The following is a 17,824-nucleotide window of genomic DNA, read 5'->3' on the forward strand; positions in this document are numbered from 1 at the left end:
AAACCTCTATATAGTAAAGTAATTAACAATAAAAAGCCAATATTGTTGAGAACATTGGCTTTTTTTATAAAATAATTTATTGTTTAGACATTGAATAAGAAATGCATCACATCACCGTCTTTTACAATATAATTTTTTCCTTCAACACGCATTTTTCCAGCTTCTTTTACTTTAGCTTCACTTCCATAACTTACATAATCATCGTAGGCAATTACTTCTGCTCTAATAAATCCTTTTTCAAAATCGGTATGGATAACTCCAGCAGCTTGAGGTGCAGTAGCACCAATATCAACTGTCCAAGCCCTTACTTCCTTAACACCGGCCGTAAAATAGGTTTGTTGTTTTAAAAGTTTATAGGCCGATCGAATTAATTTTGAAGAACCTGGTTCATCTAAACCAATATCTTGAAGAAATAATTGACGTTCTTCAAAATCATCTAATTCATTGATATCTGCTTCGGTACCAACAGCTAGAACCAAAACTTCAGCGCTTTCGTCTTTAACTGCAGCCTTTACTTGTTCAACATATGCATTTCCAGAAACAGCACTGCCTTCATCTACATTGCAAACATACATTACAGGTTTATCTGTAATAAATTGCGAAGGTTTTACATAATCTTCATAATCGTCTTCACTAAAATCTAATGCTCTTATGGAAACACCTGCTTCGAGGTTTTTCTTTATATTCAACAATACGGCTTCTTCCTTTTGCGCTTCTTTATTACCCGTTTTAGCTGCACGTTTTACTTTTTCTAGCTTTTTATCAACCGTTTCAAGATCTTTTAACTGTAATTCCATATCTATGGTTTCCTTATCCCTAATTGGGTTTACTTTACCATCAACATGTACAATATTATCGTTATCAAAGCAGCGTAACACATGCAAAATTGCATCAGTTTCTCGAATATTAGCTAAAAATTGATTTCCTAATCCCTCTCCTTTACTAGCACCTTTTACTAATCCTGCAATATCAACAATTTCCACGGTGGCAGGTATAACACGTTCTGGTTTCACCAAAGATTCTAATTTTTGTAATCGTGGGTCTGGAACGTTTACCACACCAATATTAGGTTCAATAGTGCAAAAAGGAAAGTTAGCACTTTGCGCTTTGGCGTTCGATAAACAATTAAATAAGGTTGATTTTCCAACATTTGGCAACCCTACAATACCTGCTTTCATATCTTGTTATTTTGAGGCTGCAAATATAATTCATAGTTTTAATTATAGCTCTAATATTTCAAATTAAGTATGGATTTGTTATGCAGGCATATATAATTACGATAAAAATCAACTATTTTTGCTTTATACTAATTCAAAAACTTTAATATGAAACACATTTTACTCTTAATACTAACTATGTTTAGTATGAATTTAATGTTAGCACAAAGTGTTAGTGGAACTGTGTCGGACCTTGCCGGCAATCCGCTTATAGGTGTTAACATTTCTGAAAAAGGTACAAGTAATGGCGTAGTTACCGATTTCGATGGGAAATATTCCATTACTGTTGGTAGCGATGCTGTACTTATTTTCAGTTATGTTGGTTATAACTCCCAAGAAATTTCCGTTAGTGGTCAATCAACTATTAATGTGACCATGGAAGAAGGTGTAAGCCTAGATGAAATCGTTTTGGTTGGATCAAGAAGCCCAAGACGAACAGCAGTTGATACACCTGTCCCTGTAGATGTACTTGACGTTGCTGAAATTGCTAATACAACAGGTAAAGTTGAAGTCAATGACATACTTCAATATGCAGCGCCTTCTTTTAATGCGAGCAAACAATCAGGGTCAGATGGTGCAGATCATATCGTTCCTGCTTCTTTAAGAGGTTTAGGTCCAGACCAAACTTTAGTACTAATTAATGGAAAAAGAAGGCACCAATCTTCTTTAGTAAACATCTTTGGCACAAGAGGGCGAGGGAATTCTGGAACGGATTTAAATGCTATACCTGCTTCATCTATTAAAAGAATAGAAGTGTTGCGTGATGGAGCATCGGCTCAATATGGATCTGATGCCATTGCTGGTGTTATTAATATAGTTTTAAAGGATAATACTGGTGGATTTACCGGTGGTGTTACTTATGGTGCTTACAGTACTGCTATAGGTAGTGGCTGGGAAGAAGCTACTGGAGAAACTCTTTACAATGTTGAAGGTAAAAACAGGTTAGATGGAAAAGATAAAAGTTTTGATGGTGAAACTATAAAAATTGATGCCAATTACGGGGCTGCCCTAGGAAATAATGGAGGGTTTATTAATTTCACAACCGAGTTTCTTACCAAAGACAAAACTTTGAGACCAGGATTTTCTTGGAGAAAAGGCTATGGAAGCGCCGGAGTTGATGGGTTTAATTTTATGGTCAATGCAGCTGTTCCTATAGATGAAAACACCGAGCTTTACGCTTTTGGTGGTAGAAATTTTAGAGATACTGACGCCAACGCTTTCTCACGTGATAGTTTTGATGATGGTGATAATAGATCTGTTCCTAGTTTATATCCAAATGGATTTACCCCTAGAATTACTTCAAATATTACAGATGTTTCAGTTTCTGCGGGATTAAGACATAAAATGGCTAATGGCTGGAATGTTGATTTTAATAATACCTATGGAAAAAATAATTTCCACTATTATATTAAAAATTCAAACAATGCTTCAATGAAGGACGCTTCACCAACCGATTTTGACGCTGGTGGACATTTTCTTTCACAAAATACTACAGGAATTGACTTTAATAAATACCTAGAAGATGTTGCTTCAGGAATGAGTATTGCTTTTGGTATGGAATACCGTACCGAAAACTTTGGCATTTTCGCTGGTGAAGAAGCTTCATATGCACTTTATGACGAAAATGGTGTGCCTATCACAAACCCCGCTGCTCAAAACGTAGCTACCGATTCTAATGGTGACGATTTACCAGGTGGCTCGCAAGGTTTTCCTGGTTACAGCCCAGACAATGAAGTAGACAGAAGCCGAACTAACTATGGTTTATATGTAGATTCTGAATTAAATATTACCGAAGACTTCTTACTTAGTGGTGCTCTCCGTTTTGAAAACTATAGTGATTTTGGAAATACCATAAATGTAAAACTAGCGAGTAGATATAAATTTAGTGACGCATTTTCAATGCGAGGGTCTATATCAACTGGATTTAGAGCTCCATCTCTTGCACAATTGTACTACAACCTTATTTTTAATAATATTGTTGCTGGAGCTTCTGTGCCGTCATTACTTTCAGCAAATAATAGCACCGTTACTAAAGCTTTTGGTATAGGGCAATTAAAAGAAGAAAAAGCAGTAAACGCCAGTATAGGTTTTACATTTAGAAAAAATGGATTTACCGCCACTGTTGATGCCTATTCCATCTCTGTTGATGATCGAATTATTTTAACAGACAACTTTACAGACCAAGCTATTTTAGGCCCATTAAACGTAGATGCTGCCCAGTTTTTTGCCAATGGTGTGGATACAAGAACAACAGGTCTTGATGTGGTTTTAGGTTATGAAACTAATGTAAGTGATGATGGTAAAATAAAAGTTGGTTTAATAGGAAACGTAAACAAACTAAAAATTGATAAAATCCATAATGGAAACCTTAATCAATTCACCTTCTTTGGACCATTCTCTCAAGCCTATTTAGAAGCTGCGGCTCCTGACTATAAGTTTGGATTGAATTTAGGGTACTCATGTTCTAAATTTGATGCAATGGTATCTTTAACTCAATTTAGTGAAGTTACTTTACAAGATTTTCAATGGGTTGACACACCTGCAACAACGCAGGCAGAAGCCGATGCACTTTACCCTATAGCTACAGATATTTATGAAGCTGCATTAACGGTTGATCTAAGTTTAAGCTATGAATTTTCTAAAAGCTTAAAACTTACTTTAGGTGCCAATAATTTATTTAACACCTACCCTACACCACAATTTGATGGTTGGACAGACCAAGGTGGTCTAGCCGATTCTGTTCAAATGGGATCAGACGGAACTTATGTGTTTTCAAGACTTGGTTTTAGATTCTAAAATTTGACCTATAAACATAAAAAAAACCGAGCAATTTGCTCGGTTTTTTTATGGTATTAAACTCTTTTATTCTTCAGGATGCATAAAACGTTGCTTTCCTAAAAGTACTTCTTCTGTTTCTACGTGGTCTTCATCAGGAACACAGCAATCTACCGGGCAAACAGCAGCACATTGAGGTTCTTCATGAAAACCTTTACATTCTGTACATTTATCGGGAACAATATAATAAATCTCATCACTTACAGGTTCTTGAGCTGCATCAGCATCTACAGCCTTACCATTAGGTAAAACTACTTGACCAGTTAAGCTAGTTCCATCCTTATATCGCCAATCATCAGCACCTTCATAAATGGCTGTATTAGGGCATTCTGGTTCACAAGCGCCACAATTTATACATTCATCAGTTATAATTATTGCCATAGCATTTTTCTTTTCTAACTTTGCGAGCAAAAATAACGCCAAAACAATTCATAACCAAACCTTGTATGGATTTACAACAAAGAATTAACGCTTTTGTAAAATTAGGGGAGTTTTTAAGTCAATTCTCTAATGAAGGTGTAAAAAAGAAAGAAGGAATTGCTAATAATGATTTGTTTTATGAAGGTTTTTTACATCAAATCAATTTAGCACATGAACACAATGGTTGGTTTACAAAAGAAAACATTTTGTTTTCGTTGAATCAATGGTTTAATGCATTGATAAAAAGCAATCTTACGACATGGTTAGAAAAGTATAACTTTAATATAGTTCAGTCAAAAAAAGTAGCTGTAATTATGGCCGGAAATATTCCTTTAGTCGGCTTTCATGACTTTATTAGTGTTTTAATTTCTGGACATGATGTTGTTGTAAAACAATCTTCAAACGATAAGCACCTACTTCCCTATTTGGCCAAATATTTAGAAATTTTAGAGCCTGATTTTAGAGGTAAAATTGAATTCACAAACGATAGACTTAATGGATTTGATGCTGTAATTGCTACTGGAAGCAATAATACGGCGCGTTACTTTGAGCACTATTTTAAAGGTAAGCCCTCAATTATAAGAAAAAACAGAAATTCAGTTGCCATTTTAACAGGTAAAGAAACTCATTCTGAATTACAATTATTATCAGAAGATATTTTCAGGTATTACGGTCTGGGTTGCAGAAATGTTTCTAAATTATTTGTTCCTAGAAATTATAATTTTCAGGCGTTCTTTGAAGCAATGTATCATTGGAATCCTATTATTAATCTGGCAAAATATGCAAATAACTACGATTATAATAAGGCTGTTTACCTTATGAGTGAATTTGACATGCTAGAAAACGGGTTCTTAATGATTAAAGAGGATAAGAGTTACTCTTCGCCAATTGCGACCGTATTTTATGAATATTATGACGATATCAACCAATTGCACCAAAAGTTGGAAACTGATAAAGAGCAAATACAATGTGTGGTTGCAAATGGTGTGATAAAATCTGAAGTTCCATTCGGAAAAACCCAACAACCACAGCTTTGGGATTATGCAGACAATGTAGATACAATTGCATTTTTGTTAAAAATATAGTTGATAAATTATCATTTTATTATAATGAAATCAACAATTAATTAGCAACTTTGCATCGGTTTAAAAAATCATAAAAATTTCGGGATTAAGATTTCAAACTGCACCGACAGAAAGTCTGATTCCAATGAAACAAATTAAAATAACACAACTATGAAACGACATAATTTTAGTGCAGGACCATCAATTTTAAACCGCGAAGTCATTGAGAAGGCCTCTCACGCCGTTTTAGATTTTGATAACGGACTTTCGCTTTTGGAAATTTCACACCGAAGCAAACCCTTCGTTGATGTTATGGAAAACGCTCGTGCTTTGGCATTAGAGCTTTTAGGACTTGAAGGCAAAGGCTATAAAGCTCTTTTTTTACAAGGCGGTGCGAGCACTCAATTTATGATGGTCGCCCTTAATTTACTTGAAAAACGAGCAGGTTATTTAAATACAGGTACCTGGAGTGATAAGGCCATAAAAGAAGCTAGAATCTTTGACGACATCTATGAAGTAGCTTCATCTAAAGATGCTAATTATACCTATATCCCAAAAGGTTATGACATCCCTGCAGACTACGATTATTTCCACTGTACATCAAACAACACCATCTTCGGAACTCAAATTAAACAATTTCCAGATTCACCAATTCCAATGGTTTGTGATATGAGCAGTGATATTTTTTCGCGTACATTGGATTTTTCAAAATTTGATCTTATTTATGCCGGAGCGCAAAAAAACATGGGACCAGCCGGAACAACTTTGGTTGTAGTTAGAGAATCTATATTAGGAAAAGTCTCTCGTAAAATTCCTTCAATCATGGATTATAAAGTTCATATTGATAAAAGCAGCATGTTCAATACACCCCCTGTTTTTGCTGTATATGTTTCTATGCTAACTATGGAATGGTTAAAAGGATTAGGAGGAATTGCTGCAATTGAAAAAGAGAATGAGAAAAAGGCACAACTTATCTATTCTGAAATAGATTTAAATCCACTTTTTAAAGGCTTTGCTACAAAAGAAGATCGTTCTATAATGAACGCAACCTTTACATTAGCAAATGAAGATTTAAAAGAAACTTTTGATACCATGGTAAAAGAAGCTGGTATTAGTGGGATTAATGGACACCGAAGTGTTGGTGGCTACAGAGCATCCATGTACAATGCCATGCCATTAGAAAGCGTAGGTGTTTTAGTTGATGTCATGAGTGAATTAGAAAGAAAAGCATAACATATTCAAGTAAGTAATTATTTGTAAAAATTTTAAGTAAAATGAAAGTATTAGCGAATGACGGAATCTCTAAAAGTGGAATTAACGCGCTTGAAGAGGCAGGATTTGAAGTCATAACAACAACTGTTGCACAAGAACAATTAGCCAATTATATCAACACAAATAATGTCGTTGTGCTTTTGGTGAGAAGTGCAACAACAGTTAGAAAAGATTTAATAGATGCTTGCCCATCATTGAAGATCATTGGTCGTGGCGGCGTAGGTATGGATAATATAGACGTAGAATACGCCAAAAGCAAAGGTTTAAGTGTTATTAATACACCAGCAGCCTCCTCACACTCGGTCGCAGAGCTTGTATTTGCGCACATGTATGGTTTAGCTCGTTTTTTACATAATTCCAATCGCGATATGCCTTTAGATGGCGACACTAGATTTGGTGCACTTAAAAAAGCCTACGCTAAAGGAACTGAATTAAAAGGAAAAACTTTAGGAGTTCTTGGTTTTGGAAGAATTGGCCAGGCTACGGCTAAAGTTGCTATAGGTGCTGGAATGAAAGTTGTTGCTTTTGATCCATTTATTGACAAAGCCAATTTGGAACTAGACTTTTTTGACGGTCAAAAATTAAATTTTGAAATCGCGACAGTTTCTAAAGAAGAAGTCATTAAGAATTCAGATTTTATAACCCTACACGTTCCTGCACAAAAGGATTATGTGATTGGAGCTGACGAATTTAAAGCCATGAAAGATGGTGTAATTTTAGTGAATGCCGCCCGTGGTGGTGTAATCGATGAAGTTGCGCTGGTTCAAGCCATTAAAGATGGTAAAGTTGCACGTGCTGCATTAGATGTGTTTGAAAAAGAACCACAACCTGAAATTCAGTTATTAATGAACCCTGCCTTGTCCTTAACGCCTCATACAGGTGCAGCAACTAATGAAGCACAAGACCGAATTGGAACCGAATTGGCCTCTCAAATTATTTCTATTCTAAATAATTAAAGGACGGATTTTCCATTTAAAGTAAACAAGAAGCTCTTAAGTAAGAATCCTTAAGAGCTTTTTTTGTTTGTTAAAGTCCCTTTAAACAGTAGCTGTTGTGGTACATTTTTTGTATTTTTAAGAGAGGAATTGCTTAGGATGCTTGCATCCCAAAAAAATTAATGCCATGAAAATATTATTATACATTATTATTATTTCTGTTGGAATTTTAAGCTGTGGTCCCACAAACAAAATAGTTCCGCAAAATAATGCTGTTACTTCCATAGAGCAGGATACGGTTAGAATTGTAAATGACGATCTTGAGTACGAAATCATTATCATTGAACCAGGATTTAACGCTTGGCTTCAATCAATGGCACGCCCTGAAGGCTATTATTCCCAATCATTTTTAGAGAGTAGAAATCGTGTTTATGTTCAGGCCTGGAATCAACGGGTACAACAGCCATTTAACTACAATCCTAATCTATACGAAATGCAAATTGACTATCAACCGTTTATTGATTATGGTTACGACGTAAACTATAAATTGTACAATTATTTCATTTACTTTCAGTTAACATACAAACAACGCTTATCTAGTTTTATTCCTAGAATTTAAATTATATTTGCAGCGCAAAAATTCGCAATGCAACGATTTAAAACTTATTGGCAAATTCAACATAATTGGCAGTTACTTTTTCCATTGCTGGGAATACTGGGACTTATATACTGTTCCTACATAATTGCCTTACTTTTCTCAAAAAACTCTGGTGTAATTTTAACAACTATTATTACAGGCATAACTACTTACCTCTTACTAATATTGGTTTTATTCATTTTTAAAAAGCTAGAGAACAAATGGATCCTTACCTATAAATGGGAAATGATTCGCGTGTTTATAGTATTTGCCATTACCGGATCTACATCTGCCTTTATTGGAAAACCAATTATGGGGTTGATTGGAATTACTAAAGAAAACTTAAACCCTATCCTATACTGGATATTATTTATTATTATTGGGCTCATTTTTTATCAAATCCTATTAGTGAGCTTTGGATGGTTATTTGGTCAATTCAAATTCTTTTGGGAATTTGAAAAGAAAATGCTCCGTAAATTGGGATTAAAAAAATTTATCGATTAATGCAGTCAATTAGGCAACAGTTAGTATTTAAATTATCGGCACTTTTACTAGTGTTGGCTTTAACTGCTCCAACAGTTGTGAAATTTGGCCATATCTTCGAACATCATAAACACGAAGTATGTCATGGCGAATTACAATCGCATATCCATACCTTTGATATTGACTGTAACTTCTATAAATTTAAGCTGAAAAATACATTTACTTTTGTGAATGTTAATTTTGAGATTCCTGAATTTCCAGTAGTCAATCAAATAATTTATTCACAATATTCATTTTTAAGTCAATTTCAACGACTTCATTTTTCTCTCCGTGGTCCCCCATTAAATGATTTAGCATAAACATCATTTTTTACAAAATCATTTAATTAAAAAACACATGAGAATACTCTTATATGCAACGTTGTTTTGCATGACTTATTTAACAACAAGTGCCCAAAACTTTATTGAAGGGCACATCATTGATGAAGACCATACAGAAGCTATTGTTTTTGCCAACATTTATATGCCACAAATAGAAAAAGGAACAACTACTAATGAAAAAGGCTATTTTAAAATTGAAAATATAGCATCAGGAACCTATAAAATTGTTGTTTCATATATAGGTTATGAAACCAAATCCTTACAATTAAAAATCCCAACAGATACGCCTGTACGTATTGCTTTAAAATCTTCGGCTATAGAAATGGAGGAGATTATCGTTTCTACACCATTTCATAAATTACAAAGTGAAAATGTTATGAAGGTAGAACGCGAAAATATTTCAGACTTAAGGTCTAAAGGCGCAATGAATTTGAGCGATGGTCTATCTAATATTGCTGGAGTAGAAACTATTACTACAGGTCTTAGCATTGGCAAACCTGTGATTAGGGGTTTGAGCTCCAACCGTGTATTGGTTTATGCTCAAGGTGTCCGTCTAGAGAATCAACAATTTGGGGATGAACACGGTTTAGGCCTCAGTGCTGCTGGTATTGAAAGTATTGAAGTCATTAAAGGTCCAGCCTCGTTATTGTATGGTAGTGATGCGCTTGGAGGAGTACTCTACTTAAACCCAGAACGATTTGCTAAAGAGAATACATCTGCTGCCGATGGCAACTTTAACTATTTTTCAAATACCAATGGTTTTAACACCAACGCAGGTTATAAGGTATCAAAAGGAAAATTTAAATATATATTCAGGGCCGGATTAGCTGAACACGCCGATTACCAAACTCAAGAGTATCGGGTTACGAATACACGATTCAAGGAAAAGGATTTTAAGGCGGCATTAGGTTATCAGGCTTCAAAATTTAAAACTGAACTTCGTTATAATGTGAATGCTTCAAAATTAGGAATACCTGAAGAAATTGGAGTTCAATCGACAAATGTCACTCCTTTATTACCTTTTCAGGATATCACTAACCACATTTTTAGCTCAAAATCTGTTTTATTTTTTGAAGATTCCAATTTGGAAATCAATTTAGGTTATTTGTACAATGATCGTAAAGAATTTGAAGAACATCATGAAGAAGATGAAGAAGAAGAAGAGGAAGAACATGAAGTTCTTGAAGCCGCCTTACAAATGAAGCTTAAGACCTTTAATTATGATATAAAATACCATTTACCTGAAATTGGAAGATTTGAAACCATACTTGGAGTTCAAGGTATGAATCAAACAAACACTAATTATGGTGAAGAGCAATTAATCCCTAATGCTTCAACTAACGATTTTGGACTTTTGGCTACTTCCCATATCCATTTTGACCTATTAGACGTTCAACTTGGTGCGCGTTACGACAATCGCAATATAGATGTTGAATCAGGATTAACTAAATCCTTTAATAGTTTCAATGGTGCTTTAGGCTTTAAAACCAACATTGCTAATAAGATTACAGCACGTTTAAATTTTGCCACCGGTTTTAGAGCTCCAAACCTTGCTGAATTAACTTCAGACGGTTCACACGAAGGCACTAATCGTTATGAGATAGGAAATCCTAATCTCAAAAACGAACAAAATTTCCAAACTGATTTAGCCCTTGAATTTAAAAATGATCATATCGAACTATTTGTAAACGGGTTTTACAACAAAGTGAACAATTATATTTTCATTGCGCCTAATGGACAAATTATTGATGGTGATGATGTATTTGTTTACGAACAAAATGATGCCAAGTTATTTGGTGGCGAAATTGGTTTACATTTCCATCCTCACCCACTCGACTGGCTTCATATTGAAAGTAGTTTCGAATCTGTCACTGGAAAACAAAACGATAATAGTTATTTACCCTTAATCCCTGCAAATTCAATTAATAACAAAGTGCGTGTTGAGTTAGTTAATGATTGGTTATCTGAAGGTTATGCGTTTTTAAAGCTTACTACTACATTAAAACAGGATAATTTAAGTGAGTTTGAAACTATTACACCAGGCTATAACCTTTTAAGTGCGGGTATGGGTGGAAAAATAACTGTTTTGAATCATGAATTGCAAATAAATATTTCAGGTAATAATTTAACTGACAAATCATACATCCATCACCTTTCGCGATTAAAATCGGAAGGAATTTATAACATAGGAAGAAATTTTAGCCTAGGCTTAACTTACACCTTATAAAAAAAGCGGCCATTAGGTCGCTTTTTTCTTTATGTCTTCTGTGGTTTCTTTATTTGTAAACACATAAGTGTATAACCAAGTTAAGGTAAATGTCGGGATGACATCAACACCAGGTAATGCTTCTTCAAGAAAAGAAATACCAGCAGCAACCTTTCCTGTTTTACCTTTATAAAGTTTAGTCATTAACCACGCCGACAATGGAGCCCAAACAATATCAGACAATTCTCCAAATCCTGGGATGATAAATGACACGTAGCCTAAAGCATCTAAAATTAGGCTTAAAATCAACTTTTTATATTTGTTCATAATTTAAATTCAGAATTCAATTCAAGTTACTAAAACAAGAAACGTACCACGAAAAATCAAGACAATTTTTCACTAATCAATTTTAAAAACTCGTTTCTGGTTTCCATATTTTGAAATGCTCCTCTAAAACCAGAGGTTGTAGTCACCGAATTTTGTTTTTGTACACCTCTCATCATCATACACATATGGGATGCTTCAATAACAACGGCAACTCCTTGAGGTTTTAGGGTATTATTAATGCAGTTTAATATCTGTTCTGTAAGTCGCTCCTGTACTTGCAATCTGCGGGCAAATACATCAACAATACGAGGAATTTTACTTAAACCAACAATATAGCCATTTGGAATATAGGCAATGTGCGCTTTACCAAAAAACGGCAACATATGATGTTCACATAAGGAATATAACTCAATATCCTTTACAATAACCATTTCATCATACGACTCTTTAAACATAGCACTTTTTAAAATTTCGGCAGCATCTTGATGATAGCCCTGTGTTAGAAATTGCATAGCTTTAGAAGCACGCTCCGGTGTTTTAGTTAACCCATCTCGATTAACATCTTCCCCTAAATCTTCAATGATTTTTTTATATCGAGCTTTAACATCATCGGTGACCTGAATGTTATACTCTTCAAAATGTTTATAAGGCATTTTATTTGTTTTCTTTCTATAAAAATACATAAAATAACTTCTCCTCAATTATTTTCAATACTTATCAAAACATTAACAAACATGTAAATATTTTAACGTTTACTTATGAAAATAGCAAAATATACAACTGTAGTTTTGTAGACGACTGTAACAACACCCAAAGATTTCGGTCTTTATAAATACTATTTAAGCTTACCATCAATCAAATCTAATGACAGCCCGCTTACTCTACTTTTTAATATACTTCATTGCATTTCATACCGTTTTCGCACAAGAAAAAAAGACTTTAAATATTAATAAGACCACTGAAGCGCCTAAAATAGATGGTGTTTTGGATGATGAAGTTTGGCAAAATGCAGAAGAGGCTACAGATTTTATTCAGTTTAGACCCGAAATGGGAGTAATAGAAACCGAAGACCAAAGAACAATTGTTAAAATGGCCTATGATGACAATGCCATTTATGTCGCCGCATACCTTTATGATAGTCCAGAGCTTATTATGAAACAGGTCAACCAACGTGATAACTTTGGGCAACAAGATTTTTTTACTGTGGTTTTAAACCCAAATAATGATGCACAAAACGACACAGAATTTTTTGCGTTTCCATCGGGAAATCAGGCTGATGCGATTGTCTCTCCTGGTAATGGTAATGATTTTGGCTGGAATGGCGTTTGGGACAGCACAGTTAAGATTGTAGAAGACGGATGGATTGTAGAAATGAAAATTCCTTATTCTAATTTAAGATTTTCAAATCAAGCAATTCAAACTTGGGGGATTCAGTTTCACAGAAGGTTTAGAAGAGACAACACCCAGTACTCATGGAATCCTATTGATAGAACTAAAGGGAATACTGGTTTATATCATGGTGTGCTACAAGGAATTGAAAATATAAAACCGCCTACCCGATTAAGTCTTTACCCTTTTGCTTCAGGATTATTTACTACTATTGATGGAAAGAGTGAAAATAAGCAAAGTCTTGGATTAGACCTTAAATATGGTGTTACCGAAAACTTCACAATTGATGCCACTTTAATTCCTGATTTTAGCCAGGCTGGATTTGATGATGTTAGACTAAATCTTGGACCTTTTGAACAAATGTTTTCAGAGCAACGTCAATTTTTTACTGAAGGGGTCGATCTGTTTAATAAAGGAAATCTTTTTTATTCTCGACGTGTTGGTGGTAGCCCAGCTGAACGGCCGCAACTCAATGAAAATGAGGAGTTCGTTAACTATCCAAATACTATAAAAGTACTTAATGCGGTAAAACTTTCAGGCCGCACCAAGAAAGGACTTGGTGTTGGAATTTTTAACTCCATTACCGAAAAAACAGAAGTGACTATTAAAAACACAGATACAGATGAGTTAAGAAAAGCAATTGCAGAGCCTTTTACAAACTATAACATTATAGTTCTAGATCAGCAATTCAACAAAAACTCATCAGTTAGCTTAATTAACACTAATGTTACACGAAACGGTCATTATAGAGATGCTAATGTAACAGGTTTATTGGCCGACATTACAAATAAAAAGAATACATTTAATTTAGAAGCTGAAGTTAAGATGAGCTCACTTAATTTAGCTGATGGCAATCAAAATGGATATAGTACCGAATTTGAAATCAGTAAAGTAGGTGGAAACTTTCGTTATGGTATAGGTCATGATTTAGCTGACAATAAGTATGACATCAATGATTTAGGTGTTCAGTTTAGAAACAACTACAGTAATTATTCAGCAGATTTTTCATATCGAACTTTTGAACCAACAGAAAACTTCAATAGTTTGAGTATTGGCATAAGAACACAATATCGTCAACTCTTTAAACCTAGCACCTATACAGGCTTTAATATAGGAATCAATTTTGACGCGCAAAGCAAGAAGCTTCATAATTTTGGAATTAACTTTAATACCGAACCCGGTAAACAATATGACTATTTTGGTCCTAGAACGGAAGGGCGATATTTTATTTATGAAAATGCGGCAAGTCTAAATGGCTTCTTTTCATCAAATTCTAATAAAGTAGTTTCGTTTTTTTCACGAGTAAGCTTTTATACTCAATTTGAAAGTGATAGGGATTTATTTAGTTATTCATTTGATTTTGGACCAAGAATTCGTTTTAATGATCATTTTAGCTTGAGATATTCAATTGATTTTAACCGAACAGGTGGAAGTCGTGGCTATGTAACCGATTTTAATGCTGATATCATTTATGGTGAGCGCGATCAAGTGACTTTAGTAAATAGTATTCGGGGGAGTTATAATTTCAATTCTTATCATGGCTTATCATTATCGTTTAGAAACTATTGGGCAACTGTAGATTATGATGAGGATCTGTTTCATCTTTTAGAAAACGGAAAACTATCTAGAGAAAAAGGATACACTGTAAACGATATAGCCGATCCGAACATTAATTTCAATACTTGGAATCTAGATTTCTCATACACATGGCAATTTGCTCCTGGTAGCCAACTTTCGGCATTATATCGCAATCAATTGTTCAATTATTCAAATGCGGCTTCGGATGATTACTTTGATAGTTTAGAGACTTTATTTGAACAACCAATTCAGCATACGTTATCGCTTCGATTAGTGTATTTTATAGATTATAATAATGTGAAGCATCTATTTATGAATAATGAAGGTTGAATATTGTACAAAAGCACTTAAAGTAGTAAATTGTGGGCATGATTGAAGCCAAAAACATTCATAAGTATTATAAAGATTTACACGTATTAAAAGGTGTTGATTTAACTATTTCAAAAGGTGAAATAGTATCCATTGTTGGGCCATCAGGCGCAGGAAAAACAACACTTTTACAAATTTTAGGCACTTTAGATCACATCTCTTCCAAAACCGATGATCAATTACTTATCAACGGCACTAATGTGGTCAACTTAAAAGATAAAGCATTAGCAAAATTTAGGAATGAGCATATAGGCTTTATTTTTCAATTCCATCAACTATTGCCCGAATTTAGTGCTCTGGAGAATGTATGTCTTCCTGCTTTCATAAAAAACACATCCAAAGCCAATGCCGAAAAACGAGCCAAAGAGCTTCTGGATTTTTTAGGACTCAAAGAACGTTATCATCACAAGCCCAATGAGCTTTCTGGTGGTGAGCAACAGCGCGTTGCCGTTGCACGGGCATTAATAAATAACCCTGATATTATTTTTGCTGATGAGCCTTCGGGTAATTTGGATACAGAATCAGCAGAAAACCTTCACAATCTTTTTTTTAAGCTTCGAGATGAATTTGGACAAACTTTTGTCATCGTTACTCATAATGAAGATTTAGCCAATATGGCTGATAGAAAATTGACTATGGTAGATGGGAAGATTATAGATTAGTTTAGAAATCAAAGCTTTCTAAATTCTAAACTAACTTGACCATAACTCAACATTCCCTTTTATAATTTCACATATATTTTAGTGGTAATGCTTATGTTTAAATAAAGTAAGCGTCCCTTAATTCGCTATATTTGTATTACTTACATGGGGATATGAAAAAACTACTCTTAATAGGGCTTCTTTCAATTTATAGTTTTTCATACAATAGTATTGAAGCCCAAATTGTAGATAGTATTAGGCATAAAGAGAATACTTCCACATTATTTTCAGAACAAAAGCCTTTAGAAATTAAGCTAAAATTTTCATTAAAAGATCTCAAAAAAAACACCAATGACAGCACCTATATGGAGTCAATGCTCTATTATAAAAACGAATCAATTAATTGGGATTCTCTAAAAGTTAAATTAAGAGCAAGGGGGAATTTTAGACGCAATAATTGCTACTATGCCCCACTAACCTTAAAGCTAAAAAAATCAGCAATAAAAAACACTTGTTTTGAAGGTCATAAAAAGTTAAAAGTGGTGTTGCCCTGTTTAATAGAATCAAATAATGATGATTTTGTCCTTAAAGAGTACATGGCCTATAAGATGTATGAATTAGTTGCACCTGTACATTTTAAAACACGATTATTAGATTTAGAATATATTGAAGAAAAGGGCAATCGGACAAAATCAAACATGCTCAAAGCAATTTTTATCGAAGACATTGACGCTATTGCTGAACGTCTCAACGGGAATGAGCTTAAACGACGAATACATCCACTAGAACAAGACGATTTGGCATCCATTAGAAATGCCTTTTTTCAATATTTAATTGGTAACACCGATTATTCCACCAGATATATGCATAACGGGAAATTAGTGGTAATAGGCCAGAAAATAATTCCAGTACCCTATGATTTTGACATGTCAGGCCTTGTTAATGCCAGTTATGCTGTAGTCTCCAATATTCAGAATTTGACACTTAACATCTCCCACGTGACAGAACGTGTTTATAAAGGCTACAAAAGAGATCAAGCTTTATTTGAACAAGTAAGGAAGGAATTCATTGCTAATAAATCCAATATGATTAAAACTATTGATGAATTAGAAGTCTATTTTAAGGACAGAAATCAGTGGGTTCGAGCTAAAAAGTATGTTTCTGAATTTTTCGAAATTATAGAAGACGATAAAAGTTTTAAAATGCGTATAATTGATCGCACACGAAATGATTAAAAATTAAAGCTTTTATGACATTTATTGATCTCAAGGAATTTCTTGACACCAAAGTAGAACAATACAATAACCCAAAGTTTATTGAAACAGACCCAATTCAAGTTCCGCATTCATTTAGCTTAAAAGAAGATATAGAAATTTCTGGCTTTTTGACTGCCACAATTGCCTGGGGCAACAGAAAAAGTATCATCAATAATGCAAAACGCATGATGACTCTCCTTGACAATGCTCCTTATGACTTTGTCATAAACCATCAAGATTCCGATTTAGAAAAGCTCTTACCTTTTGTTCATAGAACTTTTAATGGTGATGATTTAATACAATTTATGGTGAGTTTAAGACACATCTACGAAAACCACAACGGTCTTGAACACATTTTTTCGACTTATGCCGAAAAGGATTCTCTTCAAAACAGTATTCATAAATTTAAATCACATTTTTTTGAAATAGACCATTTGGCTCGAACTCAAAAGCATATAAGTGATCCATTAAAAAATTCAGCCGCAAAACGCATTAATATGTTTTTGCGTTGGATGGTACGGCAAGATAATGCTAGTGTAGATTTTGGTATTTGGAACAGCCTCTCTCCTAGTCAATTATCCTGCCCTCTTGATGTACATTCTGGAAACGTGGCACGAAAATTAGGATTACTATCCCGAAAACAGAACGATGCAAAAGCATTACAAGAACTTGATCAGGCATTGAGAACATTAGATAAAAATGATCCCGTAAAATATGATTTTGCCTTGTTTGGATTGGGTGTTTTTGAATCATTTTAACTAATTATTCCTATCGCTTTGATTATATTTAGCCTCATTTAAAAACCAATTCAAAAC

The 17,824-nt window shown here is 34.2% G+C and carries 16 protein-coding genes; 12 read left to right on the forward strand and 4 right to left on the reverse strand.

Annotated elements, in window-relative coordinates; all coding sequences use genetic code 11:
* Positions 1 to 83 precede the first annotated feature (83 nt).
* Complete coding sequence (gene ychF / locus ACFO5O_RS06435) at positions 84 to 1,178, reverse strand: redox-regulated ATPase YchF (protein WP_387962048.1); 1,095 nt, start codon at positions 1,176 to 1,178, stop codon at positions 84 to 86.
* Positions 1,179 to 1,325: 147 nt separating this feature from the next.
* Between ychF and ACFO5O_RS06440 the strand changes: the two genes are divergently transcribed.
* Positions 1,326 to 4,013, forward strand: coding sequence for a TonB-dependent receptor (locus ACFO5O_RS06440; protein ID WP_387962050.1), 2,688 nt, complete (start codon positions 1,326 to 1,328; stop codon positions 4,011 to 4,013).
* 66 nt (positions 4,014 to 4,079) lie between these two features.
* Here ACFO5O_RS06440 and ACFO5O_RS06445 read toward each other — a convergent pair whose 3' ends face one another.
* Positions 4,080 to 4,433, reverse strand: coding sequence for a 4Fe-4S dicluster domain-containing protein (locus tag ACFO5O_RS06445; RefSeq protein ID WP_387962052.1), 354 nt, complete (start codon positions 4,431 to 4,433; stop codon positions 4,080 to 4,082).
* A gap of 65 nt (positions 4,434 to 4,498) precedes the next feature.
* Between ACFO5O_RS06445 and ACFO5O_RS06450 the strand changes: the two genes are divergently transcribed.
* From ACFO5O_RS06450 to ACFO5O_RS06480, 7 genes are all read left to right on the forward strand, one after another.
* Positions 4,499 to 5,557: an acyl-CoA reductase gene (locus ACFO5O_RS06450; RefSeq protein ID WP_387962053.1), complete on the forward strand. Its 1,059-nt coding sequence runs from the start codon at positions 4,499 to 4,501 to the stop codon at positions 5,555 to 5,557.
* A gap of 150 nt (positions 5,558 to 5,707) precedes the next feature.
* On the forward strand, positions 5,708 to 6,769 hold the full coding sequence (gene serC, locus ACFO5O_RS06455; protein ID WP_387962055.1) for a 3-phosphoserine/phosphohydroxythreonine transaminase: 1,062 nt from the start codon (positions 5,708 to 5,710) through the stop codon (positions 6,767 to 6,769).
* Between the two features lie 41 nt (positions 6,770 to 6,810).
* Entirely contained in the window at positions 6,811 to 7,764 is a 954-nt protein-coding gene (locus tag ACFO5O_RS06460; protein WP_387962057.1) for a D-2-hydroxyacid dehydrogenase, read from the forward strand.
* Positions 7,765 to 7,930: 166 nt separating this feature from the next.
* A complete protein-coding gene (locus ACFO5O_RS06465; RefSeq protein ID WP_387962059.1) occupies positions 7,931 to 8,362 on the forward strand; it encodes a DUF6146 family protein in 432 nt (143 codons plus the stop codon).
* 27 nt (positions 8,363 to 8,389) lie between these two features.
* A complete protein-coding gene (locus tag ACFO5O_RS06470) occupies positions 8,390 to 8,884 on the forward strand; it encodes a DUF6787 family protein (RefSeq protein WP_387962061.1) in 495 nt (164 codons plus the stop codon).
* A complete protein-coding gene (locus ACFO5O_RS06475) occupies positions 8,884 to 9,222 on the forward strand; it encodes a hypothetical protein (RefSeq protein ID WP_387962063.1) in 339 nt (112 codons plus the stop codon). The genes ACFO5O_RS06470 and ACFO5O_RS06475 overlap by 1 nt, the downstream gene beginning before the upstream one ends.
* A 37-nt stretch (positions 9,223 to 9,259) precedes the next feature.
* Positions 9,260 to 11,470, forward strand: a complete 2,211-nt coding sequence (locus tag ACFO5O_RS06480) for a TonB-dependent receptor (RefSeq protein WP_387962065.1) — start codon at positions 9,260 to 9,262, stop codon at positions 11,468 to 11,470.
* A 12-nt stretch (positions 11,471 to 11,482) separates the two neighbouring features.
* On the opposite strand, the gene ACFO5O_RS06485 is transcribed toward ACFO5O_RS06480, so the two are convergent.
* Together ACFO5O_RS06485 and folE are read right to left on the reverse strand one after the other, a co-directional pair.
* Positions 11,483 to 11,776, reverse strand: a complete 294-nt coding sequence (locus ACFO5O_RS06485; RefSeq protein ID WP_387962067.1) for a hypothetical protein — start codon at positions 11,774 to 11,776, stop codon at positions 11,483 to 11,485.
* A 56-nt stretch (positions 11,777 to 11,832) separates the two neighbouring features.
* Entirely contained in the window at positions 11,833 to 12,429 is a 597-nt protein-coding gene (gene folE, locus ACFO5O_RS06490) for a GTP cyclohydrolase I FolE (RefSeq protein WP_387962069.1), read from the reverse strand.
* A gap of 211 nt (positions 12,430 to 12,640) precedes the next feature.
* Here folE and ACFO5O_RS06495 point away from each other — a divergent pair, with 211 nt between their 5' ends.
* The 4 genes from ACFO5O_RS06495 (at position 12,641) to ACFO5O_RS06510 (ending at position 17,767) form a co-directional block, all read left to right on the forward strand.
* Positions 12,641 to 15,073, forward strand: a complete 2,433-nt coding sequence (locus ACFO5O_RS06495; protein ID WP_387962071.1) for a DUF5916 domain-containing protein — start codon at positions 12,641 to 12,643, stop codon at positions 15,071 to 15,073.
* 38 nt (positions 15,074 to 15,111) lie between these two features.
* The gene (locus tag ACFO5O_RS06500; protein ID WP_387962073.1) at positions 15,112 to 15,774 is read left to right on the forward strand and encodes an ABC transporter ATP-binding protein; all 663 of its coding nucleotides are present in this window, start codon (positions 15,112 to 15,114) and stop codon (positions 15,772 to 15,774) included.
* Positions 15,775 to 15,926: 152 nt separating this feature from the next.
* Positions 15,927 to 16,988 carry a hypothetical protein gene (locus ACFO5O_RS06505; RefSeq protein WP_387962075.1) on the forward strand — a complete coding sequence of 354 codons (1,062 nt, stop codon included), beginning with the start codon at positions 15,927 to 15,929 and terminating at the stop codon, positions 16,986 to 16,988.
* Positions 16,989 to 17,002: 14 nt separating this feature from the next.
* Complete coding sequence (locus tag ACFO5O_RS06510) at positions 17,003 to 17,767, forward strand: TIGR02757 family protein (protein ID WP_387962077.1); 765 nt, start codon at positions 17,003 to 17,005, stop codon at positions 17,765 to 17,767.
* Positions 17,768 to 17,824 lie beyond the last annotated feature (57 nt).

The sequence above is a fragment of the Geojedonia litorea genome (assembly GCF_042654525.1).
GTDB lineage: Bacteria > Bacteroidota > Bacteroidia > Flavobacteriales > Flavobacteriaceae > Geojedonia > Geojedonia litorea.